Source organism: Pseudoclavibacter sp. RFBB5 (genome assembly GCF_002931555.1).
In the GTDB taxonomy this organism is placed as follows: domain Bacteria; phylum Actinomycetota; class Actinomycetes; order Actinomycetales; family Microbacteriaceae; genus Pseudoclavibacter.
The window spans coordinates 597,739-621,129 of record NZ_PSTZ01000007.1 but is presented as its reverse complement, the minus strand read 5'-3'; the positions used below and the strand labels follow the sequence as shown (position 1 = coordinate 621,129).

The 23,391-nt window shown below is 66.9% G+C and carries 20 protein-coding genes and 1 other RNA gene; 10 read left to right on the top strand and 11 right to left on the bottom strand.

What is annotated here, in order from left to right:
* The first annotated feature begins 8 nt into the window (after window positions 1–8).
* Window positions 9–935 (top strand): aldose 1-epimerase family protein, encoded by a 927-nt coding sequence (locus C5B97_RS10805; RefSeq protein ID WP_146080790.1) that lies wholly within the window; start codon window positions 9–11, stop codon window positions 933–935.
* 37 nt (window positions 936–972) lie between these two features.
* On the opposite strand, the gene C5B97_RS10800 is transcribed toward C5B97_RS10805, so the two are convergent.
* Window positions 973–2,019: a LacI family DNA-binding transcriptional regulator gene (locus C5B97_RS10800; RefSeq protein ID WP_146080789.1), complete on the bottom strand. Its 1,047-nt coding sequence runs from the start codon at window positions 2,017–2,019 to the stop codon at window positions 973–975.
* Window positions 2,020–2,134: 115 nt separating this feature from the next.
* Between C5B97_RS10800 and C5B97_RS10795 the strand changes: the two genes are divergently transcribed.
* From C5B97_RS10795 to C5B97_RS10785, 3 genes are all read left to right on the top strand, one after another.
* Window positions 2,135–2,959 carry a Nif3-like dinuclear metal center hexameric protein gene (locus C5B97_RS10795; protein ID WP_104312045.1) on the top strand — a complete coding sequence of 275 codons (825 nt, stop codon included), beginning with the start codon at window positions 2,135–2,137 and terminating at the stop codon, window positions 2,957–2,959.
* Window positions 2,960–3,061: 102 nt separating this feature from the next.
* On the top strand, window positions 3,062–3,796 hold the full coding sequence (locus C5B97_RS10790; protein ID WP_104312044.1) for a zinc ribbon domain-containing protein: 735 nt from the start codon (window positions 3,062–3,064) through the stop codon (window positions 3,794–3,796).
* Window positions 3,797–3,945: 149 nt separating this feature from the next.
* On the top strand, window positions 3,946–5,097 hold the full coding sequence (locus tag C5B97_RS10785) for an ABC transporter ATP-binding protein (RefSeq protein WP_104253354.1): 1,152 nt from the start codon (window positions 3,946–3,948) through the stop codon (window positions 5,095–5,097).
* 215 nt (window positions 5,098–5,312) lie between these two features.
* Here the strand turns inward: C5B97_RS10785 and C5B97_RS10780 are convergent, their stop codons facing one another.
* From C5B97_RS10780 to C5B97_RS10770, 3 genes are all read right to left on the bottom strand, one after another.
* Entirely contained in the window at window positions 5,313–6,275 is a 963-nt protein-coding gene (locus C5B97_RS10780; protein WP_104312043.1) for a carbohydrate ABC transporter permease, read from the bottom strand.
* Complete coding sequence (locus C5B97_RS10775) at window positions 6,272–7,402, bottom strand: carbohydrate ABC transporter permease (RefSeq protein WP_104312042.1); 1,131 nt, start codon at window positions 7,400–7,402, stop codon at window positions 6,272–6,274. Before C5B97_RS10775 ends, C5B97_RS10780 begins: the two co-directional genes overlap by 4 nt.
* A gap of 112 nt (window positions 7,403–7,514) precedes the next feature.
* Entirely contained in the window at window positions 7,515–8,831 is a 1,317-nt protein-coding gene (locus tag C5B97_RS10770; protein ID WP_104312041.1) for an ABC transporter substrate-binding protein, read from the bottom strand.
* Window positions 8,832–9,155: 324 nt separating this feature from the next.
* Here C5B97_RS10770 and rnpB point away from each other — a divergent pair.
* Window positions 9,156–9,544, top strand: an RNA gene (gene rnpB, locus C5B97_RS10765) — RNase P RNA component class A.
* Between the two features lie 67 nt (window positions 9,545–9,611).
* Here rnpB and ppgK read toward each other — a convergent pair.
* Together ppgK and map are read right to left on the bottom strand one after the other, a co-directional pair.
* A complete protein-coding gene (gene ppgK / locus C5B97_RS10760; RefSeq protein ID WP_104312590.1) occupies window positions 9,612–10,394 on the bottom strand; it encodes a polyphosphate--glucose phosphotransferase in 783 nt (260 codons plus the stop codon).
* A 51-nt stretch (window positions 10,395–10,445) separates the two neighbouring features.
* On the bottom strand, window positions 10,446–11,318 hold the full coding sequence (map, locus tag C5B97_RS10755) for a type I methionyl aminopeptidase (RefSeq protein ID WP_104312040.1): 873 nt from the start codon (window positions 11,316–11,318) through the stop codon (window positions 10,446–10,448).
* 12 nt (window positions 11,319–11,330) lie between these two features.
* Here map and C5B97_RS10750 point away from each other — a divergent pair, with 12 nt between their 5' ends.
* Window positions 11,331–11,519, top strand: a complete 189-nt coding sequence (locus C5B97_RS10750) for a hypothetical protein (protein ID WP_104312039.1) — start codon at window positions 11,331–11,333, stop codon at window positions 11,517–11,519.
* A 29-nt stretch (window positions 11,520–11,548) separates the two neighbouring features.
* Here the strand turns inward: C5B97_RS10750 and panB are convergent, their stop codons facing one another.
* Window positions 11,549–12,376, bottom strand: coding sequence for a 3-methyl-2-oxobutanoate hydroxymethyltransferase (gene panB, locus C5B97_RS10745; RefSeq protein WP_249312021.1), 828 nt, complete (start codon window positions 12,374–12,376; stop codon window positions 11,549–11,551).
* Window positions 12,377–12,451: 75 nt separating this feature from the next.
* Between panB and C5B97_RS10740 the strand changes: the two genes are divergently transcribed.
* Window positions 12,452–13,789, top strand: coding sequence for a glutamine synthetase family protein (locus tag C5B97_RS10740; RefSeq protein WP_104253347.1), 1,338 nt, complete (start codon window positions 12,452–12,454; stop codon window positions 13,787–13,789).
* A 3-nt stretch (window positions 13,790–13,792) separates the two neighbouring features.
* On the top strand, window positions 13,793–16,810 hold the full coding sequence (locus tag C5B97_RS10735) for a bifunctional [glutamine synthetase] adenylyltransferase/[glutamine synthetase]-adenylyl-L-tyrosine phosphorylase (RefSeq protein WP_104312037.1): 3,018 nt from the start codon (window positions 13,793–13,795) through the stop codon (window positions 16,808–16,810).
* Between the two features lie 52 nt (window positions 16,811–16,862).
* On the opposite strand, the gene C5B97_RS10730 is transcribed toward C5B97_RS10735, so the two are convergent.
* Together C5B97_RS10730 and glnA are read right to left on the bottom strand one after the other, a co-directional pair.
* Window positions 16,863–17,189 (bottom strand): hypothetical protein, encoded by a 327-nt coding sequence (locus C5B97_RS10730; RefSeq protein WP_104312036.1) that lies wholly within the window; start codon window positions 17,187–17,189, stop codon window positions 16,863–16,865.
* A 131-nt stretch (window positions 17,190–17,320) separates the two neighbouring features.
* Window positions 17,321–18,745 carry a type I glutamate--ammonia ligase gene (gene glnA, locus C5B97_RS10725; protein ID WP_104312035.1) on the bottom strand — a complete coding sequence of 475 codons (1,425 nt, stop codon included), beginning with the start codon at window positions 18,743–18,745 and terminating at the stop codon, window positions 17,321–17,323.
* 167 nt (window positions 18,746–18,912) lie between these two features.
* Between glnA and C5B97_RS10720 the strand changes: the two genes are divergently transcribed.
* Complete coding sequence (locus tag C5B97_RS10720; protein WP_104312034.1) at window positions 18,913–19,338, top strand: RDD family protein; 426 nt, start codon at window positions 18,913–18,915, stop codon at window positions 19,336–19,338.
* A gap of 36 nt (window positions 19,339–19,374) precedes the next feature.
* On the opposite strand, the gene C5B97_RS10715 is transcribed toward C5B97_RS10720, so the two are convergent.
* A complete protein-coding gene (locus tag C5B97_RS10715; RefSeq protein ID WP_104312033.1) occupies window positions 19,375–20,094 on the bottom strand; it encodes a DUF4191 domain-containing protein in 720 nt (239 codons plus the stop codon).
* 116 nt (window positions 20,095–20,210) lie between these two features.
* Here C5B97_RS10715 and C5B97_RS10710 point away from each other — a divergent pair, with 116 nt between their 5' ends.
* Entirely contained in the window at window positions 20,211–21,884 is a 1,674-nt protein-coding gene (locus C5B97_RS10710; protein WP_104312032.1) for a hypothetical protein, read from the top strand.
* Window positions 21,885–21,902: 18 nt separating this feature from the next.
* Here C5B97_RS10710 and sucB read toward each other — a convergent pair whose 3' ends face one another.
* Window positions 21,903–23,387 carry a 2-oxoglutarate dehydrogenase, E2 component, dihydrolipoamide succinyltransferase gene (gene sucB / locus C5B97_RS10705; protein WP_104312031.1) on the bottom strand — a complete coding sequence of 495 codons (1,485 nt, stop codon included), beginning with the start codon at window positions 23,385–23,387 and terminating at the stop codon, window positions 21,903–21,905.
* Between the last annotated feature and the right edge of the window lie 4 nt (window positions 23,388–23,391).

The following is a 23,391-nucleotide window of genomic DNA, read 5'->3' as shown; positions in this document are numbered from 1 at the left end:
GTGGATGCATGCACCCACCCGTCACCGGCGTTCAGCACCATCTCGAGAATGGGCGTGTCCGCGTCGCGGTCGGCACCGTCGCGGCGGTGCTTCGATCTCTCGACGTCGACGGCGTGCAGCTGGTCGAGGACTTCGGCGACGACGTCCTCCCGCCGTTCGGGGCCGGCATCACCCTCTTCCCGTGGCCGAACCGGGTCCGCGATGGCAGATGGAGCTTCGGCGGCAAGACTCAGCAGCTCGACATCACGGAGCCGAGCAAGGGCAACGCGTCGCACGGCCTGCTCCGAAACACCGAGTACGCGGTCCTCGACACCGATTCCTCGAGCATCGAGCTGGGGGCGACGGTCTACCCCCAGCACGGATGGCCGTTCACCCTCCGACACTGCGTCCGGTATCGGGCGACCCAGGACGGACTCGAGGTCACGCACACCGTCGCCAATCTCGGGGCGCAGGACGCGGTGTTCGCGGTTGGCGCGCATCCGTACTTCCGGCTGGGCGACGAGCCCATCGGGGACCTTGTGGTCACGTCCGACCTGACCGAGCGGGTCCTCCTCGACGACCGCCTGCTCCCTGTCGGCACGGAGCCTGTCGTCACCGGAGGCGAGTTCGACCTGACATCGGGACGCGAGCTTCGGGAGCTCGACCTGAACTACGCGTTCAAGGTCCGCCCGAGCGGCGAGAAGACGCTGGTCACTCTCTCGTCCCGGTCGGGCGCCCGACTCGAGCTGTGGGGCGACGACGACTTCCGGTACGTCCAGCTCTACACGCCGAGCGACTTCCCTCGACCCGAGGGGCACCATGGGGGTACGGGCCTCGCATTCGCTGCGGAGCCCATGACGGCACCACCGGACGCCCTGAATTCCGGCACCGACCTCATCGGGATCGAACCGGGCGGGGTCTGGACAGCCTCGTGGGGAGTCACGTTCACGAGATAGCGGAAGCCTGCCTGCACGGCTGCCGCTGCCGTTGCCATCAGATGCCGGAGCCTGAAGACCGTCGTACGACGAGGCGCGGCTCGATGAGCAGCTCATGCGGCAGCGAGTCGTTACCGGCCTCGGCTTCGATGAGCCAACGCGCCGCCTCGCGTCCGATGACGCCGTTGTGCGGGTCGACTGACGTGAGGGAGACCCCGGCTATCGACGCGAGGAACGAGTTGTCGTACCCGGTGAGCGCCACGTCCTCGGGGGTCAGCCCCCGCTCATCGAGCGCACGCTGCACGCCAAGGGCTGCGAGGTCGTTCGCCGCGATGATGGCTGTTGGCGGGGTCCCGCGAGACAGCAGGCTGGTCGCGGCCACGTAACCGCCGAGTTCGGTGAAGTCGCTGTCCTGCACGTGCACGTGACGCGCGAGCCCGTGCGTGGTCATGGCTTCCTCGTACGCCTCCGCTCGGCTGCGACCGACGGCCGTCACACCGCCGAGGTGCGCGATGTCACTGTGCCCGAGGCCGGTGAGGTGCTCGACGAGGAGGGCGAGGCCCTTCCTGTCATCGGTTCGCACGCTGCCCGCGTTCGGAAGGCCCTCCGCCAGGCCCGAGGCCACGACGACCGGCCGGTCCTCGGCGAGCGATCCGAGTGACGTCACATCCGGGAGGGAACCCGCGATGAGGACGCTTCGGGGACGCAGGTCGCTGAGCGTCGCGATCGTTCCCTCGTTCAGCCGACGAACAGTCCCGGATTTCGGCAGCACGGCGGTTGTCATCAAGCCGCGGCGCCCTGCTCGGTCGAACTCCAGGCTCGCGGCGTCGATGATCTCGGCGAAGAACGGATTCACGGGGTCGGCGACGAGGATGCCGATGAAGTCGCTCATGTTCGTCGCGAGGGAACGGGCGAGCAGGTTGGGGCGGAAGCCGAGCTCCTCGGCGGCCGCGAGGACGCGCCCCTTGCGAGCTTCACTGACCTTCTCCGGGTCGCTGTAGACGAGTGACACCAGAGACTTGGAGACGCCAGCGACCGCAGCCACATCGCGGATGGTCGGACGCTTCGCGGGATTCGCGACAGGGCCGCGCTCTTGTTCTGACAAGACGTCTCCTGGGGGAAACTCTGATAGAAGGACTCCCGGGGGAAGGAGCAATGAACTGCTCACTCTACGCGGAAAGTCCAGTGGTTGGCCGCATCACCGCGGCTAGGATCGCCCTATGGTGACCCGACTGCGCGACGTGCTGGAATTTGCCGAGAGAAGCTGGCCAACCGCGGGGGCGGAGGCCTGGGATTCGGTCGGGCTGGTGTCCGGTTCGCCCGAGGCGGCCATCACCCGAATCCTGCTGGCGGTGGATGCGACGCAGATCACCGTCGGCGAGGCGGTCGAGACCTCGTCCGACCTCCTGCTCGTGCATCATCCGCTGCTCCTGCGCGGTGTCACGACCGTCGCGGAGACGACCGCGAAGGGGTCACTCCTCGCGACCCTCATCCGAGCCCGGTGCGCGTTGATCGCGGCCCACACCAATGCGGATGTCGTGGAGACCGGGACCTCCGCCGCGCTCGCCGCAGCGCTTGGCCTCGAGGGTGCTGTCCCCATCGTCGTATCGAGCGACCACCCGAGTCGCGGACTCGGCCGCGTCGGTCTCCTGCCGGAACCGATGACGCTCGGTGCGCTCGCCCGGAGGGTCGCCAGCATCCTGCCGGCAACCGCCACGGGCATCCGGGCCGCGGGCGCGTTCGACCGGGTCGTCGAGACGGTCGCACTCTGCGGAGGTGCGGGCGACTCGCTGCTCAGCGAGCCAGCAGTCGTGAGCGCCGATGTCTACATCACGAGCGACCTCCGGCATCATCCCGCGTCCGAGGCTCTCGAAGAGACCCTCGCGAGGGGGAGCGGCCCGGCGCTCATCGACACCTCGCACTGGGCGAGTGAGTGGCTGTGGCTGGATCACGCCGCGCGCGAGCTGCGGGAGGCGTTCCCCGAGGTGGAGGTCGAGGTCTCGGAGCTGCGGACGGACCCATGGGACTTCGCCATCCCGCAGTAGTCGACTCAGCGCACGAGAGCGCGCCCTGTGCGGGCAGTGCGCGACTTCACGACAGAATGAGAGCACTATGAACGTCATCCAAGACATGAACACGGGCCGGGCATGAAGGCCAGCGAGGCGGACCAGCGGCGTCTGCTCGAACTCGCCGACGTCGACACGAAGCGTCGACGGGTGCAGCACGTCGCGAAGAATCTGCCGGAGCAGCATCACCTGAACGCCCTCGATGAGGAACGGACGCAGCATCGCGCGGAGGTCGTGCGGTTGCTGGGCCAGCTCGAGGATTCCCGGAGTGAGCTCAGCAAGATCGAGTCGGATGTGGCGACTGTGGAGGCGCGTCTCAAACGAGACGACGAGCGCCTGCAGGGCGCATCGAGCCGCAAGGACATCGAGGCGCTGCAGCGCGAGATCGAGGTGCTCCAGCGTCGTCGCTCGATCCTCGAGGACGGCGAACTCGAGGTCATGCAGCGCGTCGAAGAGCAGACCGCCGCTCACCAGGCAGCGCTCGAGTCGCAGCGCGGGGTCGAGGAACGCGCGACCGAGCTCACCGTGCTGCGGGATGCCGCCCGCGACAACTTGAAAGGCGAGTATCGAGTGCTCGCCGAACAGCGGGAGAGCGTGCTTGCCACGCTCCCGAGCGATCTCGTGGCGCTCTACGAGAAGCAGCGGGAGCGGTACGGGGTCGGCGCGGCCGAGCTCATCGGCATCATCACGACCGGCACGAACGTCGCGCTCGATCGGCCGGAGCTCGAGAAGATCCGCCGCGCCGCGCCGGATGACGTCGTGATCTGCCCGGATTCCGGTGCGATCCTCGTGCGCACGGAGAAATCCTCGCTCTGACTCGAACAAGTCGCGCGCCCGCCGCTGAGTTCTGACATACTCAGTGGTGGAGCGCCGACGGCGTCGCTTGAAGTGAAACGCATCGTTGCTCCTCACCTATTACTACGGATCGTCCGGCACGTACCTGCCGGTAATGAGGGAGTACTCCTATGGCAACTGTGACCTTTGAAAGCGCCTCGCGCATCTACACCGAGGGCGCTCGCCCAGCGGTCGACAGCTTGGACCTCGAGATCGACGACGGAGAGTTCCTCGTCCTCGTCGGCCCGTCCGGCTGCGGCAAGTCGACATCGCTCCGCATGCTCGCAGGCCTCGAAGAGGTGAACCGCGGACGCATTCTCATCGGCGACCGCGACGTCACGCACCTCCCTCCCAAGGACCGCGACATCGCCATGGTGTTCCAGAGCTATGCGCTCTACCCGCACATGACCGTCGGCGAGAACATGGGCTTCGCGCTCAAGATCGCCGGCATCAACAAGGAAGAGCGTGCGAAGCGCGTCCTCGAGGCCGCCAAGATCCTCGACCTCGAGCCCTACCTCGACCGCAAGCCGAAGGCGCTCTCGGGTGGCCAGCGTCAGCGCGTCGCCATGGGCCGCGCCATCGTCCGCAGCCCCCAGGTCTTCCTCATGGATGAGCCGCTCTCGAACCTCGACGCGAAGCTGCGCGTGCAGACGCGCACGCAGATCGCGAGCCTCACCCGCCGTCTCGGCGTCACGACGGTCTACGTCACGCACGACCAGACCGAGGCGCTCACGATGGGCGACCGCATCGCCGTGCTCAAGGACGGCGTGCTGCAGCAGGTCGGCACACCGCGTGAACTCTACGCGAAGCCGAAGAACGTCTTCGTCGCCGGCTTCATCGGCAGCCCGTCGATGAACATCTTCGGTGCCGACCTGACCTCCGAGGGCGTCCGCTTCGGCACCGACGTCATCCCGCTCGAGCGCGCGACGCTGGCGAAGCTCAAGTCGGGCACCGCGACCGTCGGCGTTCGCCCGGACGACATCATCATCTCGCGTGAAGAGAAGCCCGGCCTCAAGGTCGAGGTCGACCTGGTCGAGGAGCTCGGCGCCGAGGGCTACCTCTACGGCCACTCGATGATCGACGGGAAGCGCACGGACATCGTCGCTCGCGTCGACGGTCGCAGCCACCCCGAGGTCGGCGAGACGATCTACGTCACGACCGACAACGACCACATCCACATCTTCGACCCGGAGACGGAGCAGCGCATCAGCGGTGCGCTCACGGAGGCCATCCGCCTCCAGGAGGCGAACGACGCTCTCGCGAGCGGCGCGGCTACCAGCTAGCACTCCTTCGAAAGCACGGAACGCCCTCCGCAGATCTCGCGATCTGCGGAGGGCGTTCTGCTGTCCGTATCCACCTGCGCGCCGCCGTCTCCCTGTGCCGCGGTCCTCCCCGCGGTTCGGATGCAGCGCGGAGACGCGCGCCGCACACGAAGGAGGGGGAGCCTCGCGGCTCCCCCTCCTCGGTGTTGCTGGCACGTGATGGTGCCGGCGGGGTTCTACCCCTTTGTGGATCCAGCCAGGAGGCCGCGGACGAAGTATCGCTGCAGCGAGAAGAACACGATGAGCGGAACCAGGATGGACAGGAACGCGCCGGCTGTGAGCAGCGGCCATTCCTGACCGCGGGAGCCCGTGATCTCGGCGAGCAGCTTTGTCATCGGGGCGACCGCACCGTCGGCGAACACGAGCGCGACGAGCAGGTCGTTCCAGACCCAGAGGAACTGGAAGATGCCGAACGAGGCCACTGCGGGCAGCGTCAGCGGGACGATGATGCGGAAGAAGATCTGGCCGTGGCTCGCGCCGTCGACCCGGGCCGCTTCGATGACCTCACGCGGAATCTCTGCGATGAAGTTGTGCAGCAGGAAGATCGCGAGCGGCATGGCGAAGATCGAGTGGGCGATCCATACCTGCGCGAATCCGGCGTCGGCGCCGAACGCCGCGATGACGGGGACGCCGAAGATCTCGCCGCGAGCGAAGAGCTGCAGGAGCGGGACGAGCGCCATCTGGATGGGCACGACCTGCAGTGCGAAGACCAGGATGAACAGCCAGTTCTTGCCCTTGAAGTCCATCCAGGCGAACCCGTAGGCGGCGAGCAGCGCGATCGCGAGCGGGATGACCGTCGCGGGGAGGGCGATCACGATCGAGTTGAGGAAGGCCTGCGCCATCGTCAGCTGCGTGTTGCCCGATGCGAGCACTTCGACGTAGTTGTCGAAGGTGAAGCCCCAGTTCTCGAAGATCGTCCACCAACCGGTGCTGACGACCTCCGCCTTGGGGCGGAACGAGGAGACGAAGAGCCCGAACGTCGGGATGGTCCAGATGACGGCGATGGCGATCGCCGCGACGGTCGCCCATCGACTGGTGAGATTCTTCTTGACCTTGCCGCTTGTGCTCTGCTCGCCTCGCGCGAGCTGCTCCGCCGTCTTGGTGTCGACGGGAAGTTCGACTGGAACGATGGCGCTCATCGGATCTCCCTCTGCTTCTTCATCTGGTTCGCGTTGTAGATGATGATCGGCAGCACGAGGATGAACAGCACGACCGCGAAGGCGGCCGATCGTCCTGTCTCGAAGGTCTTGAACTGCGTATACATCTCGTTGGCGATGACGCTCGTGTCGTTGGCGCCTGCGGTCATCGTGCGAACGATGTCGAAGACCTTCAGCGACGCGATGGAGATCGTCGTCACGACGACGACGAGCGACGAGCGGATGCCGGGAACCGTGACGTTGATGAAACGCTGCCACGGGTTGGCGCCGTCGAGCGAGGCGGCCTCGATCTGGTCCATCGGCACGCCCTTGATGGCCGCTGACAGCACGACCATGGCGAAACCGGTCTGCACCCAGATCAGGACGATGATGAGAAAGAACGTGTTGAGCGGCGACTCGGCCAGGAAGTCGTACGGCTGTCCGCCGAACCAGACGAGGATCTGGTTGAGGAGGCCGATCTGGTCCTGGTCTGCGGGCCGTGCCGTGTACATGAACCGGAAGATGATCGACGCGCCGACGAACGAGATGGCCATCGGCATGAAGACGAGCGCCTTCAGGAACTTCTCGCCGCGCGACTTGTCGATGAAGACCGCGTAGGCGAGGCCCGCGACCGTCGACAGGATCGGCGTCACGACGACCCAGATGATCGTGTTGAAGACCGTCCGGAGGCCGCTCGGCTGCGTGAAGATCCAGATGAAGTTCTCGAGGCCGACGAAGTCACCGCCCTTGTTCGTGAACGCCTGCCCGGTCGTCTGGATGCTCGGCACGATGAGGCCGACGACGACGAGGATCAGGGCTGGGCCGAAGAAGCCGATGAGACCGATCAGGTAGCCGGCGCCTTCACGCGACCGGCTGTCGAGCCAGAAGAGGAGCGCGCCGAGCACGATGGCGATGATGGCCGCCCACGTGTAGGTGCCGAGGATGAAGACGAGCGCGACCGGGACTGCGATGCAGACCACGAGACGGAGCACCGTGTACTTGGTGCCGGGACGAGGAGCGAGCTCGACGAAGTAGACGATGAGCGCGACCACCGCGAGGAACGCGATGATGACGATCGGGACTTGCAGAAATGGTGGCAATTGAGCCAACCACGTGAAGAAACTTGCCATGGTGACCTTCCAGGGTGGCAGACAAGCACGTTCGTTCGCGGGGGACGACGTCGTCCGTGCGGTGGAATGCGTGTGGAGCACCCGGCGGACGCCGGGTGCTCCACACGAGTGCTTAGCTGGAGGGCCAGCCGGATTCGATCTGGGTCGTCACGGTGTTGACGTCCGTGCCGTTGATCCAGTCGATGATGCCCTTCCAGAACGTACCTGCGCCCACTGCCGACGGCATGAGGTCAGAGCCGTCGAAGCGGAAGGTCGTCTCGGGGTCCTGAAGGATCTGGATGGACTCCTGCAGGATCGGGCTCTTCGCGTTGGCAGGGTCGAGACCCGTGTTCGCGCTGATCACGCCGCCGAGTGCGACGCGGCTGTTCGCCCACTCCGGGCTGGAGAGGTACTCGAGCACCTTGACCGTGTCCTCGTCCGAGTTGAACGATCCGACGATCTCGCCGCCACCGGTGACAGCCTGCTCCTTGCCCTCTGCGGGGGGCGTCATGAAGGCCCAGACGTCGCCGTCCTCACCCACGGTGCCGCCGGCTTCGGTGATGAAGCCGTCGTAGAAGGAAGCCTGGTGGTGCAGTGCGCACGTGCCGTCGACGAGCTTGGGGGCGACGTCGCCGAATGCCGTCGAGTTGATGGAGCGAACGTCACCGAAACCTGCGTTGACGTAGTCGGGGTTCGTGAGGATCTTGCCTGCCTCTTCGAACGACGCCTGGATGCGCTCGTCGGTGAAGGGGATCTCGTTGGCGACCCACTGGTCGTACACCTCCGGTCCGTGCATGCGGATGACGAGGTCTTCGATCCAGTCGGTTCCGGGCCAGCCGGTTGCCGCGTCGGAGCCGAAGCCCGCGCACCAGGGCGCGGTTCCCGTCTTGCCCTGGATCTCACCCGTCAGCGTGACGAGCTCTTCCCACGTCTTCGGGACCTCGTAGCCGTTGTCCTTGAAGAACTTAGGGGAGTACCAGACGAAGCCCTTGAGGTTCGCCATGAGCGGTGCGCCGTAGACGGTGCCGTCGTAGGACGAGTACGTCTTCCAGTCCTCGGACCAGTACTCTTCGAGGTTGCTCACGACGCCCTCGGGGGCTTCGGTGAGCAGTCCCGTGCTGGCGAGGTCGCCCATGAGGCCAGGCTGCGGGAAGATCGCGATGTCGGGCGGCGTGCCACCCTGTGCGCGCACGGAGATCTGCGTCTCGAACTCCTTGGAGCCCTCGTAGACGATCTCGATGCCGTTCTCCTCCGCCCAGCCGGACCAGGACTCCTCGAGGAGCTCTGCTTCGGCGTCAACGATGGTGCCGTAGATCGTGACCTTGTTGTCACTGGGGGCACCTGAGTTGTCCTGCACGCCGGGTCCGCCTGAACAGGCGGTCAGACCCAGACCGGCAACTGCGAGTGCGGCAACCGCTGTTGCGGCTCGCCGCTTCGTGGATGTTGTCATTGAACTCCTCCTTAAGTCCTTGACTGCGAGTGAACCGCCGTTACGGGCAGTCATTGCCCGGATTCGCTGCGAGAACGCGGCGGGTCGTGCACAGCATTCCTGAGATCTGCGTGTGGAAATGCCGTGCGCTTTTGGAGCGTACACGAACATATGAGTTCATCCACGCCGTTCACTAAGTCGTTATCAAGCGATGTCCCGCGCGGTAGGAAGGGCCTCGGCGTGCGCCGAATTTGTTGTCTGACACGACGATGCCAGCTCGCTCGCGAGTGCCGCGGCGTCGCGACGGTTCGTAGCCACGTCCAGGGCGGTAGCATGGCACGTGAGTAGGTCGACCAGGCGGTCGCGTCATGGGAGACCATGCCGAGGAACGTCCGGGCTCCACAGAGCAGGACGGTGGGTAACGCCCACCCGGGGAAACCCGCGAGACAGTGCCACAGAAAGCAGACCGCCCCGCCGCCGCTTCCTTCGAGGAGCGGGACGTCCTCCGGGACGCAGGGGTAAGGGTGAAAGGGTGGGGTAAGAGCCCACCGGGTGCCTGGTGACAGGTGCCGCACGGTAAACCTCGTCCGGAGCAAGGCCATACAGGGGATGACGACGCTGCTCGCCGAGTCCCCGGGTAGGCCGCTAGATTCGCGCGGCAACGTGCGAGCGAGAGAGATGGCCGCCCCCGACGCAAGTCGGGACAGAACCCGGCGTATCGGTCGGCCTGCTCACCTCAGCTTGGAGACAGGAGGCCGGGGGCGACGCGTCGCCCCCGGCCTCCTGTCGTGGAGTGCAGCCCTACACCCAGTGCTCTGCCGCAAGGCACGCGGATCCGACGATCCCGGCGTTGTTCATGAACTCTGCGACGACGATCGGCGTCTCCACATCGATGTAGTGGAGGAACTCATCGGCCTGCTTCGAGATGCCCCCGGAGACGATGAACACGTCGGGGGAGAACAGCGCTTCGAGCTGGCGGTAGTAGGGGGTGAGGCGGGCGCCCCACTCCGCGAACGAAAGCTCCTCGCGCTCCCGAACCTTCGACGAGGCGTACCTCTCGTAGTCGCTGTGCTCGCCGATGCTGATGTGGCCGAGCTCCGAGTTCGGGAACAGGTGGCCGCCGTAGAACATCGCCGTGCCGATGCCGGTGCCGAGCGTGGTCATGATGACGCTGTCGAGCCTGCCGTGCGCGACACCGAATCGAACCTCGGCGATGCCGGCCGCATCCGCGTCGTTGGCGAGTGCGACCTCGCGGCCCACAGCTTCCGAGAACGCCGCGCGTGCCGCGAAGTTGATCCACAGCGGTGAGATGTTGGCGGCGGATCGGGTCACGCCGTGCTTGACGATCGCAGGAACGCTGATGCCGACCGGCACGTCGGTGTCGCCGTCGAGGTCCTTCGCCCAGATCTTCCGGACGATCTCCATGGTCGCGTCGATGACCTCGCGGGGGTCCCCACCGACCGGCGTCGGGACCTTCCGCCGCTTGGAGAGCAGCTCTCCCGTTCGCAGGTCGACAAGCGCTCCCTTGATGCCGGTCCCGCCGATGTCGATGCCGATGGCCTTCGTGGCTCTGCTCTTCCCCATGCCTGCGAGCATATCGGGCGCGGAAGCCCTGGCCCTTCTGTGCCGTGGGCGTCAGGCGGTGGGAACCGTGAGGAGGCGCGCACCGTCGGCGGTCACCACGACGGTGTGCTCCCACTGCGCGCAGCGGGACCCGTCGGCGGTCACGACCGTCCATCCGTCATCCCAGAGACGCCAGTCCGACGTTCCGAGCGTGAGCATCGGCTCGACCGTGAAGACCATGCCCTCTTCGATCACGGTCGTGTACTGGGGAGCGTCGTAGTGCGGGATGATGAGGCCGGAGTGGAAGGCCCCGCCGACCCCGTGACCCGTGTAGTCCCGGACGACCCCGTAGCCGAACCGGCCCGCGTACTTCTCGATGACTCGGCCGATGATGTTGACCTGGCGACCCGGCTTCGCGGCGGCGATACCGCGCATCATGGCCTCGTGGGTTCGCTCGACGAGCAGCCGCGACTCTTCATCCACCTCACCGACGAGGTACATGCGGTTCGTGTCGCCGTGCATCCCCTCGAAGTAGGCGGTGATGTCGACGTTGAGGATGTCGCCCGATTCGAGCCGTGTGCCGTCGGGGATCCCGTGGCAGATGACTTCGTTGAGCGAAGTGCAGCTCGCCTTCGGGAACCCGCGGTAGCCCAGCGTCGATGGGTAGGCGCCGCGGGCCGTCACGAAATCGTGGGCGATGCTGTCGAGCTCGTCCGTCGTGATGCCAGGTACGACGTGCTGCTCCAGGTGCTGGAGCGCGTCGGCGGCGATGGCGGATGCGCGAGCGATGCGTGCAACCTCGTCCGGTGTGTACACGTCACCACCGGTCCACGCGTCCGGTGCCTGCTTGCCGACGTACGGCGGGCGTGCGATCGAGGAGGGAACGGATCGGACTGATGCGCTTGGGCCGGGCGTGAGGAGTCCGGTTCTCGGGTCTTTCGGCATACGCTTGAGCCTATGACCGATACGCATGCACAGGAATTCTGGTACAACTCGCGCACGGGAGAGGTGGAGGTCGGAAAGCAGTCCCTCGGCTCCGAGCTCGTCGGCCCGTTCACCTCCGAGGCGGAGGCCAGGCGCGCCCCCGAGAAACTTCAGGAGCGCGCCAAGGCCTGGGCTGAGGAGGAAGCCGACGAGGACCGCTGACTCGCACCTCCGTCGGTTGGTCGACGGGGCTAGCTGGTCTGGTCTTCGAAGCTCTCGGCGGCAGAGGGGAACGCGCCGGACTTGACCTCGTCGCGGTACGCGGAAGCCGCCTCGAGCAGCGTCGTGCGAAGGTCCGCGTACTTGCGGACGAATCGCGGAACGCGCCCGGTGCCGAGGCCCATCGCGTCAGTCCAGACGAGGATCTGCCCGTCGCACTCGGCACCGGCGCCGATGCCGATGGTGGGGATCTCGAGTTCTCGCGTGATCTCGGCGGCGAGCACGGCCGGCACCATCTCGAGCACGACGCTGAAGGCGCCAGCATCCTGCACGGCTCGTGCGTCTGCGCGCACGCGCTCAGCGGTGTCGCCCCGGCCCTGCACGACGTGCCCGCCGAGACCATGCTCGCTCTGGGGCGTGTAGCCGATGTGCGCCATGACCGGGATGCCCGCCTCCACGATGCGCTTGATGGTCGCGTGCGATCGCACGCCGCCCTCGAGCTTCACCGCCTGCACGCCTGCTTCCTTCATGAAGCGGACCGCCGTGTCCAGCGCCTGCTCCGGTCCGCGCTCGTAGCTGCCGAACGGGAGATCTGCGACGACGAGGGCTCGCGACACGCCGCGCGCGACGGAGCGCGCCATGGGAATCAGCTCGTCGACCGTGACGGGAAGCGTGGACGTCTCGCCGAGCACGGTCGTCGCCGCAGAATCGCCGACGAGAAGGACATCGATGCCGGCTTCGTCAAACACCGCAGCGGTCATGGCGTCGTAGCTGGTGAGCGCGGTGATGCGCTCACCAGCGGCCTTGGCCGCCTGGAAGTGTCGAATTCGGACTCGCTTCGGTGCACTGGCCTGAGACATGCAGGCCATCATACGGCGGGGCGGGCTCAGGCCCAGTAGCCTATGGGGAGGCGCACAACAAGAATTGGAGCCCGAGTGGACAAGCAGCAGGACTTCGTACTCCGCCAGATCGAGGAGCGCGGGATCAAGTTCATCCGCCTGTGGTTCACGGATGTTCTCGGAACATTGAAGTCCGTGGCTATCGCACCGGCGGAGGTCGAGGGTGCCTTCAATGAGGGCATCGGGCTCGACGGCTCCGCCGTCGAGGGCTTCACGAGGCGCTCCGAGGCGGACATGCTCCTCCACCCGGACCCATCGACCTTCCAGATGCTGCCGTGGCGTGGGGACATCGACCCGACGGCGCGCATGTTCTGCGACATCTCGACGCCTGATGGCCAGCCCTCCGTGACCGATCCCCGTCGGGTCCTCCGCCGTGCGCTCGACGTGGCCTCGGCGCAGGGCTTCACGTTCTATGTGCACCCCGAGATCGAGTTCTACCTGCTGAAGTCGGATGAGGCGCTCAACGGCGAGCCCGTGCCCGCCGACAACGCCGGCTACTTCGACAACGTCCCCGGTGGCACCGCGCACGACTTCCGTCGCCGCGCCGTCCGCATCCTTGAAGACCTCGGCATCTCGGTGGAGTACAGCCACCATGAGGCGGGCCCCGGGCAGAACGAGATCGACCTCCGCTTCTCCGACGCGCTCAACACGGCCGACAACGTCATGACGTTCCGCACGGTCGTCAAGGAGGTGGCCATCGAGCAGGGCGTGTACGCGACGTTCATGCCGAAGCCCATGTGGCAGCACCCGGGCAGCGGCATGCACACGCACGTCTCGCTGTTCGAGGGCGACACGAACGTCTTCCACGAGCCGGGCGCCGAGTACCAGCTGTCGAAGATCGGCAGGCACTTCGTCGCGGGTCTCCTCAAGCACGCACCGGAGATCACGGCCGTGACGAACCAGTTCGTGAACTCCTACAAGCGCATCTGGGGTGGAGACGAAGCCCCCAGTTACGCCTGCTGGGGCCACAACAACAGCTCGGCGCTCGTGCGCATCCCGACCTACAAGCCCAACAAGGGCGGCTCGGCGCGTGTCGAGTACCGCGGCATCGACTCGGCGGCGAACCCGTACCTCGCGTACGCGGTCCTGCTCTCCGCCGGGCTCAAGGGCGTCTCGGAGGAGTACGAGCTTCCCGCCGAGATCGAAGGCGACATCTGGGAGATGTCGCCTCGCGAGCGCAGTGTGCTCGGCTTCGACCCGCTGCCCTCGAGCCTCAACGAGGCCATCTCCATCATGGAGAACTCGGAACTCGTGGCCGAGACGCTCGGCGAGCAGGTGTTCGCGTACTTCCTCGCGAACAAGCGCGCCGAGTGGAAGCAGTACCGCGCTCAGGTCACCCCGTTCGAGCTGGCCTCGAACCTGCACGCCTTGTAAGCCGTGCGCTCCGACGGACTGCGCACGCGCCTCGCGAGGGCTGGTTTCGCCGCGCCGAGCGAGGCCGAGCCGCACCTCGCGGAACTGACCGAGCTCACGGGCTTGCGCGCGGACGACCTCTTCTCGGTCGTCGACGAGCGCGTCGCAGACCCGGACCAGGCGCTGCAGTGGCTCGTGTACCTCGCCAGGCAGCACCCGAGCGCGGTGGACTCGCTGTTCGCCGAGCGGCCCAACGCGAAGACGGTGGTGCGCCTTCTCGGCGCATCGACTGGTCTCGCCGAGTTCTTCCTCCGGCATCCGCGCACGATGGAGGTCGTGCAGTCGGGCGAGGCGGAGCTGCCGACTCGTGAGGAGCTGCAGCGTCGCATGGCGGCGAGCGTGGGCGTGGACGCCGAACGTGCAGACGCCGACGGCGGCTTCGGCATGGCGGTGGCGCAGCTGACCGGGTCCGATGCGATTCGCTCGCTCCGCGTCCGCTACCGCACCGAACTGGCGCGCATCACCGCGTTCGACCTCGCCCAGGACGATCAACGCGGGTGCGTTCGAGAGGTGAGCCGCGCCCTCGCCGACCTCGCCGGAGAGACGCTGGATGCAGCCATCATGGTCGCGCGAGCTGAGGCGCAGTCGCCGCCGAGCGGTTTCGGTCGCTTCCCCGCCGAGCAGGTCGAGTGCGTCCGCCTCGCAGTCATCGGCATGGGCAAGGCGGGCGCGGAAGAGCTCAACTACATCAGCGACGTGGACATCATGTTCGTCGCCGAGTCGTCAGACCCCGAACAGGTCGCCGTGCCGAAGGCCGTCGAGATCGGGACACGGCTCGCGAGCCTCACGATGCGCGTCATCGATTCCACCGACGTCGAGCCGGCCCTGTGGGAAGTGGACGCGAATCTCCGCCCGGAGGGCAAGGACGGCGCGCTGGTCCGGACCATCGACTCGTACGCCAAGTACTACGAGCGCTGGGCGAAGAACTGGGAGTTCCAGGCCCTCATCAAGTCACGGGCCATGGCGGGTGACCTGCGCCTCGGCTCGGACTTCGAGCGCAGAGTTGAACCGCTGATCTGGGCGAGTGCGAGCCGAGCCGACTTCGTCAAGCAGGTGCGCGCCATGCGTGAGCGCGTGACCGACCACATCCCCGCCGAGGAGGTCGACCTGCAGCTCAAGCTCGGCCCGGGCGGTCTGCGAGACATCGAGTTCACGGTGCAGCTGCTCCAGCTCGTGCACGGGCAGCACGATGAGAGCGTCCGAGAGCGCTCGACGCTCGCGGCCCTCGAAGCGCTCAGCGAGGGCGGGTACATCGGGCGGGATGACGCGAACCAGTTCTCCTCGGACTACGAGTTCCTGAGGCTGCTCGAGCACCGTATCCAGCTGCGAGCGCTCCGACGCACCCACCTCATGCCGACCAGCGACATCGAGCGTGCCGTGCTCGCGCGCTCCGCCAGCTTCGCGAACTCCCGAGAGCTCACGGACGAGTGGCAGCGGGTGAAGCTGCGGGTCAGAGGCCTGCACGAGAAGGTCTTCTACCGGCCGCTGCTCTCTGCGGTCGCCGCCCTGCCGACGGCTGGCTTCGCGCTGAGCTCCGACCAGGCCGAGGCCCGACTGCGCGCGATCGGCTTCCTCGACCCCAAGGGTGCGCTCGCGCACATCACCGCCCTCGTGAAGGGCGTCTCCCGGCGGGCCATCATGCAGCGCACGCTGCTCCCGGTGCTCATCGACTGGTTCTCGCAGGGGAGCGACCCGGACAGCGGGTTCCTCGCCTTCCGGAAGCTCTCCGAGCGTCTCGGCGACACCGCCTGGTATCTGCGGCTGCTCCGCGACAGCTCGGCCGCTGCGAAGCGGCTGACCCAGCTGCTCTCGGGTTCCAAGTTCGCCGCGGAGTTCTTCGAGCTCTACCCGGAGGCCGTCAAGTGGCTTGACGATGACGCGCAGCTGAAGCCGCGCTCGCTCAACGCGTTGCTCGACGAGGTCGCGACGACGATCCGTCGTCACGACGACGAGGTGGCCCTCAGGCGTGCTCTGCGCACGTTCCGCCGCCGAGAGGTGCTCCGTCTGGCGATCGGCGGGCTGCTGAGCCTCATCGACATCAAGCAGACGGGGGCCGGCCTCTCGGACATCGCGACGGCGACCCTGCAGGGCGCGTACGACGCGGTCCGTCGCATCGACAAGGTCGAGTATCCGCCATTCGCGATCATCGCCATGGGCCGCTACGGCGGCCGCGAGCTCGGTTTCGGCTCGGACCTCGACGTGCTCTACGTGTTCGAGCCCGGTGACTTCTCCAACCCGGACCTCGCGAGCCGACGAGCCCTGGCGCTCGTGCACCGCATCGTCGAGTTCACGGCGGACCCGCGGATGCCGATCGACCTTGATGCGGGTCTCCGGCCCGAGGGCAAGTCGGGCCCGCTCGTGCGTTCCCTGTCGGCCTACCGCAGCTACTACGCGCGGTGGTCGCTCGGGTGGGAGACGCAGGCGCTGCTCCGCGCCCACGATGTCGTCGGCGACGCGAACGTGCGCGACCGCTTCATGGATCTGGTCGACGATGTGCGCTACGGCAAGGAGCTCTCCGAGGACGGACTGCGTGAGGTGCGCCGGATCAAGGCGCGCGTGGAGAACGAGCGGCTTCCGCAGGGAGCTGACCCGAAACGCCACCTGAAGCTGGGCCGCGGATCCCTGAGCGACGTCGAGTGGCTCGCGCAGACCCTGCAGCTGCAGCACGCGATGCACACCGCGCCGCTTCGCACGACGTCAACCCTCGAGACCCTCGACGCCGCCCAGGAGGCGGAGCTGCTGACCCTCGCTGAGGCCAATCAGCTCAAGGACGCATGGCTCTTGGCGTCTCGCGTGCGTTCGGCGCTGTACCTGGCCACGAACAAGCAGTCGGACCTCCTCCCGCAGGACGGTCCGACGCTCGACGCCGTCGCGCGGGCGCTCGGCTACGCCCCTGGCTCGGGTCCGCTGCTGGAGGACGACTACCTGGGTGAGACGCGCCGCGCACGGCGCGTGTTCGAGCGACGCTTCTACGGGGAGTAGCGCCGACGCGAGACCGTCACGCGCGAACCGGCCGGGACTCCGTGGAACGGGTCTAGGACCCTGCGGCCTGCTGGTCGAGAATCGCCCGCTCGAGGCTGTCCGCGATCAGGACGGCATCGAGCCCGGATTGACGGCCGATGCCGACGGCGTGCTGCGCCTCGTGGGCGGCGAGGGCCTGCAACGCAGACTTCGCGGTGGTGAACTCGTGGGCGAGGAGCTCGTCGATGCGGCGATCCACGTCGGCATTGTGCCGCTGCCAGTCCTCGCTCTGCGGCTCGGACGACAGGCGGCGGACGGCCGCCGCGTGGATGCTCGCCGCGAGGCGCTTGTGGTGGTCGATGGCGGCCAGGGCTTGCGCGCGAAGCTCTTCGTCATCCATCCGTCCAGCTTGCCACGTCGTCGGGCGCCAGCCTGAGCGGAGACAGAGACACCGCCACCCGCTCCGGACGTGAACGGAACCGGCCCGCCTCGTAGGAGCGAGACGGGCCGGGTGCGGAACTGCGCTACAGGCTAGACGCCGTAGTAGAGCTCGAACTCGTACGGGTGCGGGCGCTGCGCGAGCGGCTGCACCTCGTTGACCGTCTTGTAGTTGATCCAGTTCTCGATGAGCTCTGGCGTGAAGACGTTGCCCTTCGTCAGGTACTCGTGGTCAGCCTCGAGCGCTGCGAGCGCCTCGGGCAGCGAGGTCGCGAGCTGGGGAATGCTCTTCGCCTCCTCCGGGGGAAGCTCGTAGAGGTCCTTGTCGACGGGCTCGTGCGGCTCGATGCGGTTCTGGATGCCGTCGAGGCCAGCCATGAGCTGGGCGGCGAACGCGAGGTACGGGTTGGCTGAAGCATCCGGTGCGCGGAACTCGATGCGCTTCGCCTTCGGGTTGGAGCCCGTGATCGGGATGCGGATCGCAGCCGAGCGGTTGCCCGCCGAGTAGACGAGGTTGATGGGGGCTTCGAAACCCTTCACCAGGCGGTGGTAGGAGTTCGTGGTCGGGTTCGTGAACGCGGCGAGCGAGTTGGCGTGCGCGAGCAGTCCACCGATGTACCAACGAGCTGTGTCGGAGAGCGAGCCGTAGCCGGCCTCGTCGTAGAAGAGCGGCTCGCCGTCCTTCCACAGCGACTGGTGCGTGTGCATTCCCGAGCCGTTGTCGTTGTAGAGCGGCTTCGGCATGAACGTGGCCGACTTGCCCCACTGCTCGGCCGTGTTCTTGACGATGTACTTGAACTTCAGGATGTCGTCAGCGGCGCTGACCATCGTGTCGAAGCGGTAGTTGATCTCCTGCTGGCCACCCGTGCCCACCTCGTGATGTGAGCGCTCGAGGATGAAGCCGGCTTCGATGAGCTTGAGCGTGATGTCGTCACGCAGGTCAGCCGTCTTGTCGACGGGGGAGACGGGGAAGTAGCCGCCCTTGAACGGCGTCTTGTTGCCGAGGTTGCCGCCCTCTTCTTCGCGGCCCGAGTTCCAGGCGCCCTCTTCGGAGTCGACCGAGTAGAAGCTCTGGTTCGACGTCACGGAGTAGCGCACGTCGTCGAAGATGTAGAACTCTGCCTCGGGAGCGAAGAACGCGGTGTCGGCGATTCCCGTCGAGGACAGGTAGTCGACAGCCTTCTTCGCGACCTGGCGGGGGTCGCGGTGGTAGATCTCACCCGTGCGGGGGTTGTAGATGTCGAAGACCATGATCAGGGTCTTCGCCTCGCGGAACGGGTCGAGGTACGCCGTCGTGACGTCGGGGATGAGCTGCATGTCCGACTCGTGGATCGACGCGAAACCGCGGATCGAGGAGCCATCGAAGAGCTGGCCGACGGAGAAGAACTCCTCATCGACGGTCGACGCGGGGATGTTGAAGTGCTGCTGCACACCGGGGAGGTCGGTGAAGCGGATGTCGAGGAACTTGACATCGTTGTCGGTGATATAGGCGAGGACTTCAGACGGTTCTTTGAACATGGCTTCTCCGGGTCGTGTCGAAGGTGTTGGCGGACGGGGTCCTGTCATAAGCTAACCACTCGCTGTTGCCCCGTGGTCACTGTTATGTTTCGCGCACGTTACGCAGAGCGTGATAGTGCGCCGTCAGCGGCCCGCTCTCTGCCTCGCTCCGACGGTAAGCTTTTCGGATGCCCGCACAGTCAAGCAGCCCGGAGTTCGCACGTCCGGAGAACAACCGCTACCCGGGCTACCGCCTCGGGTATCCGGAAGAAGGGCGTGGCAGCATGGCGCCGATGCGCCGCCGCGTGCCAGCGCTCATCACCGACTACGCGGCCGCCGCGGGTCTTGCATTCGTGTTCTTCGAGTACGACTCGATCGCGATCCTGCTGCTCTTCTTCGCGATGACGACCGTCGGCATAATGCTGTTCGGCGGCTCCCTCGGGCACCTGGTGTTCCGGATGCGCGTCACGCGCCTCGACGGCTCAGCGCCCGGCTACCTTCGACCCCTGCTCCGCCAGCTGCTGGTGACGCTCGTGCTCCCCATGCTCGTGTGGGACAGCGACCAGCGCGGCGGCCACGACATCATGACGAGACTCGCCCTGCGGCTCGTGTAGAGCAGCAGGGCGAGTCTGTGGCGGGGATGCTGCAGATCAGCGCATCTGCGAACGCGAGGAGCGCATCCGCATCGGGTCGATGCCCTTGGGGATAGGGAGCGCGTTGCTGCCGAGGGCCTTCAAGCGGCTCGTCACGGCGACGATCTCTGGCTTGGTGAGCTTCTTCGGGAGCTTGTTGAGCGTCTTCCGGATCTTCACGAGCTTCACGTCGTCGGCGCCGGTGCCCACGTGGAAGTGGTGGATCGGCACGTTCGGCAGGATGCGAGCCGTCTTGCGGCGCTCGTCGTCGAGCAGCCGCTTCGTGCCGGCCTTGCTGCCCTCGGTGAGAATCACGACGCCGGGCTTGCCGATGGCGCGGTAGACCGCGTCCTGCGTCTTCGCGTTGAACGCGACGGGCATCTCGCTCGTCTGCCACGTTCCGCGCAGGGCGCTTGTGAGCACCTGGCCGGCGGCACCCGCACGGCCTTCGAGCTGCCCGAACGCAACGCGTTCGGCCCGCCAGTTCAGCGTGAACATGAAGAGGAGCACACCGACCATGAGGCCGAGGATCATCGTGAGGATCCAGATGAGCGCGTTCGACCCGGGGAGGAAGATGCTTACGAGCGCTGCGATGATCAGGGGGACGAGCACGGCAGCGGCCATGATCCAAGGTGCGGTCTTGTCGTACTTGACCGTCATCTTGAGGACTTGCCAGATCTGCTTGAAGCGACCCGGCTCTTTTTCCGCTGCTGCGCTGGCTTGTGGAGAGTTCGCCATAGTGCATCCAGAATACCGGCACTTCACCCCGTATTCACATTCGGACTCGTGACGACTTCTCCACAGACGATGAAGCTCGTCCGCTCCGGTCCCGAACGGGGCGTCAGGATCTTCGTGTGCAAGCCAGAGATCAGCGCAGAACCGACCGCAGCCCGGCTCCCACCTACCTCGATATCGCGGGTTGGCGGGTCGTCGACGTGCTGTCCAGCGACGGCCCCTGGCACCGCTACCTGGCTGTGGCGCGGGAGCGGGCGGCGTTGGAAGAGGACGACTGGCTGGCGAGCGCATCGCGATCGCGCCGGCAAGCGACCGCTCCCGTGCCCACGGAGGCCGTCGAGCTTGTCGTAGAGGCATCAGCCGGCCAGGGACTCACGCTCTCCGAGGTGTGCGTGCTGCTCGAGGAGATCGATGCGCCGAGTGCTCCTGCGCTCCGGGATATCGGTCAGACCGAGCAGCGGCAGGCGGTGGCCGTCCTCGAGGCCACCCCTGGGTCGAGTGTGGAGGAACTGCTCGACCGGCCTCACCCCCTCACGGCCGGCGAGATCGTGACGATCCTCGCTCCGATCGCGGAGACCCTCGTCGAGCTCCACGAGCACGGCGTGGCGATGGGCACGTTCGGGTGCGACGACGTCCGCCTGACCCTGGCCGGGCGACCGGTGCTCAAGAACTGGCAGCTGCTGACTCGTCTCGAGCAGAAGGGCCGTCCGCAGGCCGGTGCTCTCCGAGACTGGCGATCCTTCGAGTCCCTCGCGGATCTCGTGCTGGCGCAGCTGCCGACGGAGACGGAGCTGCCCGCCGCGCTGGAGCGGGAATTCGATCGCTGCCTGTCGGGGGAGGTGGATGAGGGGCTCGGTGCGCGACTCCTCGACGCCCTGTTCACGTGGCAGGACGCCACGGACATCCAGGACCCGGCGGCAGGTGAGCCGGGGCCCTGGCGTGCGGTGCTGGCCGAGCAGGCGCCGGGGCCTGCCGCGGGCAGTCCCGTCATGGCCCCGTCCGCGGATGGCACCGTGGGCCGAGTCGCTGGTCCGACGCTTCTCGATGGGGAGGACCCGAGCCAAGCCCGGTCAGCGGATGTCGTTCACCGGGGGGACATCGATGGACTCCGACGTCCGTTCGCCGCCAGGGGGCGCGACGCCCAGTTGTCGTGCGAGGCCGCCAGCAGACACGAACGGCGGTCGCGACGACGTTCCGGCTCGAGGGTGCCACTCCTGTCGGCCATCCGGATGCCCTACCGAGTCGCGGCGGTGGCCGCGCTGGTCATGTGCCTGTGCGCGGTGTTCGTGGGAGTGGTCGGCAGTCGCAGCGGGGGAGCGGACGCTGGGAGCGCGAGCGGTGGCAGCGCCGCTCCGGCTGCGAGCTGGCAGACGCAGCAGCCTCACGGAGAAGCCTCCCCGGAAGCGCAGATGGCCGCACCTCCCGAACAGCCGGCACCGACGGAGGAGGTGCCAGACTGGCGAACCGCGGCTGCGAGCGATGATCCTGCCGCGGCTGCTGCGGCGCTCGTGGGACGACGGACCGAATGCCTCGCCACGGCGGCCGCCGGCTGCCTCGAGGAGGTTTATCAGAGCGACGCGCCGGGACTCCCTGCCGACCTCAACCGACCCGCAGGGGCCGAGGACGAGCTTGTAGGCCTCCCAGTGGCGACGCTCCGCGATCGCTTTGGAGATTTCGCGGTCGTGGAACTGTGGCCCCAGAACGCGGTGCAGACGGCGGAAACGCCACCGGCCTCCCTCACGATCGCTCGTGGGAAGGCCGGATGGCGTCTACGCGATGTTCGAGTGGCGTGAGCCCCTCGAGGAGCGCTGCTAGATCCCGAGGTTGCCCTCGAACGCGCCCTCTTCGAGGCGGTTCTTGATCTGCGAGAGGAAACGAGCCGCGTCCGCACCGTCGATGATGCGGTGGTCGTAGCTCAGCGCGAGGAAGACGAGCGAGCGAATCGCGATCGACTCCTGCCCATCGGCCGTCTTGACGACCGCGGGACGCTTCGCGACGATCCCGGTACCGAGGATCGCGCTCTGCGGGAGGAACACGACGGGCGTGTCGAACAGCGCGCCACGCGAGCCCGTGTTCGTGACGGTGAACGTGCCACCGGCAAGCTCATCGGGGAGCAGCTTGTTGTCACGCGTGCGCTCCGCGAGGTCAGCGATCTGACCTGCGAGACCCGCGATGTCGAGCTCCGACGCCTTCTTGATAACCGGCGTGAGCAGTCCGCGCTCCGTGTCGACCGCCATGGCGATGTTCTCGGACTCCGGGTAGACGATGGAGTCACCGTCGACCGTGGAGTTGATGATCGGGAAGCTCTGCAGAGCCTCGGCCGCTGCCAGCGTGAAGAACGGCAGGAACGAGAGCTTGTTGCCCGTCTTCGAGTGGAAGTCGCCCTTGACGCGATCGCGCAGCTGCGCGATGCGAGTCACGTCGACCTCGACGACCGTCGTGAGCTGAGCCGTCGAGTTCATCGATGCGACCGCGCGCTCGGCGACGACCTTGCGGAGACGCGACATCTTCGCGGTCGTGCCACGCAGCTCGGAGACCTCGAACGGAGTCGGCTCGCCCGGTGTGCCAGCCGAAGCTGCCTGCGCGGGAGCTGCGCTCTTGCTCGACTCGGCGAACGCGACGACGTCTTCCTTGCGGATACGTCCGCCGACGCCCGTGCCCTGGACCTTCGTGAGGTCGACGCCTGCGTCAGCCGCGAGCTTGCGCACGAGCGGCGTCACGTAGCGCGGGTCGGAGCTCGAGGCGGCCGATGCCGACTCGCCGCCCCGCTTGGGCTGCGACGGCTGCTTGGGCTGCGCCGGCGGCTTCGGAGCGGATGCCGACTGCTGCGCGGTCTGCGCTGCGGGCGTCGCCGCCTCCTTGGCGGGAGCCTCGGACGTCGTCTCCTTCTCGGGAGCAGGCTCGGCGTAGCCTTCGTCTTCCTTCTCGGCGGGTGCCTCTTCGGTTTCAGGAGCCGCGGCGGGCTGCGAGGTGGCTTCCGCCGCCTCCTCAACCTCTGGCTCCGCCGTTGCCGCTTCTTCTTCAGCCGGGGCGCTGTCGTCGGACGAGGCTGCGCCCGAGCCATCACCGAGGCGTGCGAGGACAGCGCCGACCTCGACGGTCTCGTCTTCTCCGACGAGGATCTCCTCGAGGACGCCGGCGATCGGCGACGGGATCTCGGTGTCGACCTTGTCAGTCGAGACCTCGAGCAGCGGCTCGTCGACCTCGACGGTGTCGCCGACGCTCTTCAGCCAACGGGTGACGGTTCCTTCTGTGACACTCTCGCCGAGTGCCGGGAGCGTTACGTCTTCGCTCATGATG

Excerpts from the sequence above, each read along its gene's own strand:
- C5B97_RS10805 (WP_146080790.1), top strand. The coding sequence starts at position 9 with ATGCACCCACCCGTCACCGGCGTTCAGCACCATCTCGAGAATGGGCGT.
- C5B97_RS10795 (WP_104312045.1), top strand. The coding sequence starts at position 2,135 with ATGGTGACCCGACTGCGCGACGTGCTGGAATTTGCCGAGAGAAGCTGG.
- C5B97_RS10790 (WP_104312044.1), top strand. The coding sequence starts at position 3,062 with ATGAAGGCCAGCGAGGCGGACCAGCGGCGTCTGCTCGAACTCGCCGAC.
- C5B97_RS10785 (WP_104253354.1), top strand. The coding sequence starts at position 3,946 with ATGGCAACTGTGACCTTTGAAAGCGCCTCGCGCATCTACACCGAGGGC.
- C5B97_RS10780 (WP_104312043.1), bottom strand. The coding sequence starts at position 6,275 with ATGAGCGCCATCGTTCCAGTCGAACTTCCCGTCGACACCAAGACGGCG.
- C5B97_RS10775 (WP_104312042.1), bottom strand. The coding sequence starts at position 7,402 with ATGGCAAGTTTCTTCACGTGGTTGGCTCAATTGCCACCATTTCTGCAA.
- C5B97_RS10770 (WP_104312041.1), bottom strand. The coding sequence starts at position 8,831 with ATGACAACATCCACGAAGCGGCGAGCCGCAACAGCGGTTGCCGCACTC.
- ppgK (WP_104312590.1), bottom strand. The coding sequence starts at position 10,394 with ATGGGGAAGAGCAGAGCCACGAAGGCCATCGGCATCGACATCGGCGGG.
- map (WP_104312040.1), bottom strand. The coding sequence starts at position 11,318 with ATGCCGAAAGACCCGAGAACCGGACTCCTCACGCCCGGCCCAAGCGCA.
- C5B97_RS10750 (WP_104312039.1), top strand. The coding sequence starts at position 11,331 with ATGACCGATACGCATGCACAGGAATTCTGGTACAACTCGCGCACGGGA.
- panB (WP_249312021.1), bottom strand. The coding sequence starts at position 12,376 with ATGTCTCAGGCCAGTGCACCGAAGCGAGTCCGAATTCGACACTTCCAG.
- C5B97_RS10730 (WP_104312036.1), bottom strand. The coding sequence starts at position 17,189 with ATGGATGACGAAGAGCTTCGCGCGCAAGCCCTGGCCGCCATCGACCAC.
- glnA (WP_104312035.1), bottom strand. The coding sequence starts at position 18,745 with ATGTTCAAAGAACCGTCTGAAGTCCTCGCCTATATCACCGACAACGAT.
- C5B97_RS10720 (WP_104312034.1), top strand. The coding sequence starts at position 18,913 with ATGCCCGCACAGTCAAGCAGCCCGGAGTTCGCACGTCCGGAGAACAAC.
- C5B97_RS10715 (WP_104312033.1), bottom strand. The coding sequence starts at position 20,094 with ATGGCGAACTCTCCACAAGCCAGCGCAGCAGCGGAAAAAGAGCCGGGT.
- sucB (WP_104312031.1), bottom strand. The coding sequence starts at position 23,387 with ATGAGCGAAGACGTAACGCTCCCGGCACTCGGCGAGAGTGTCACAGAA.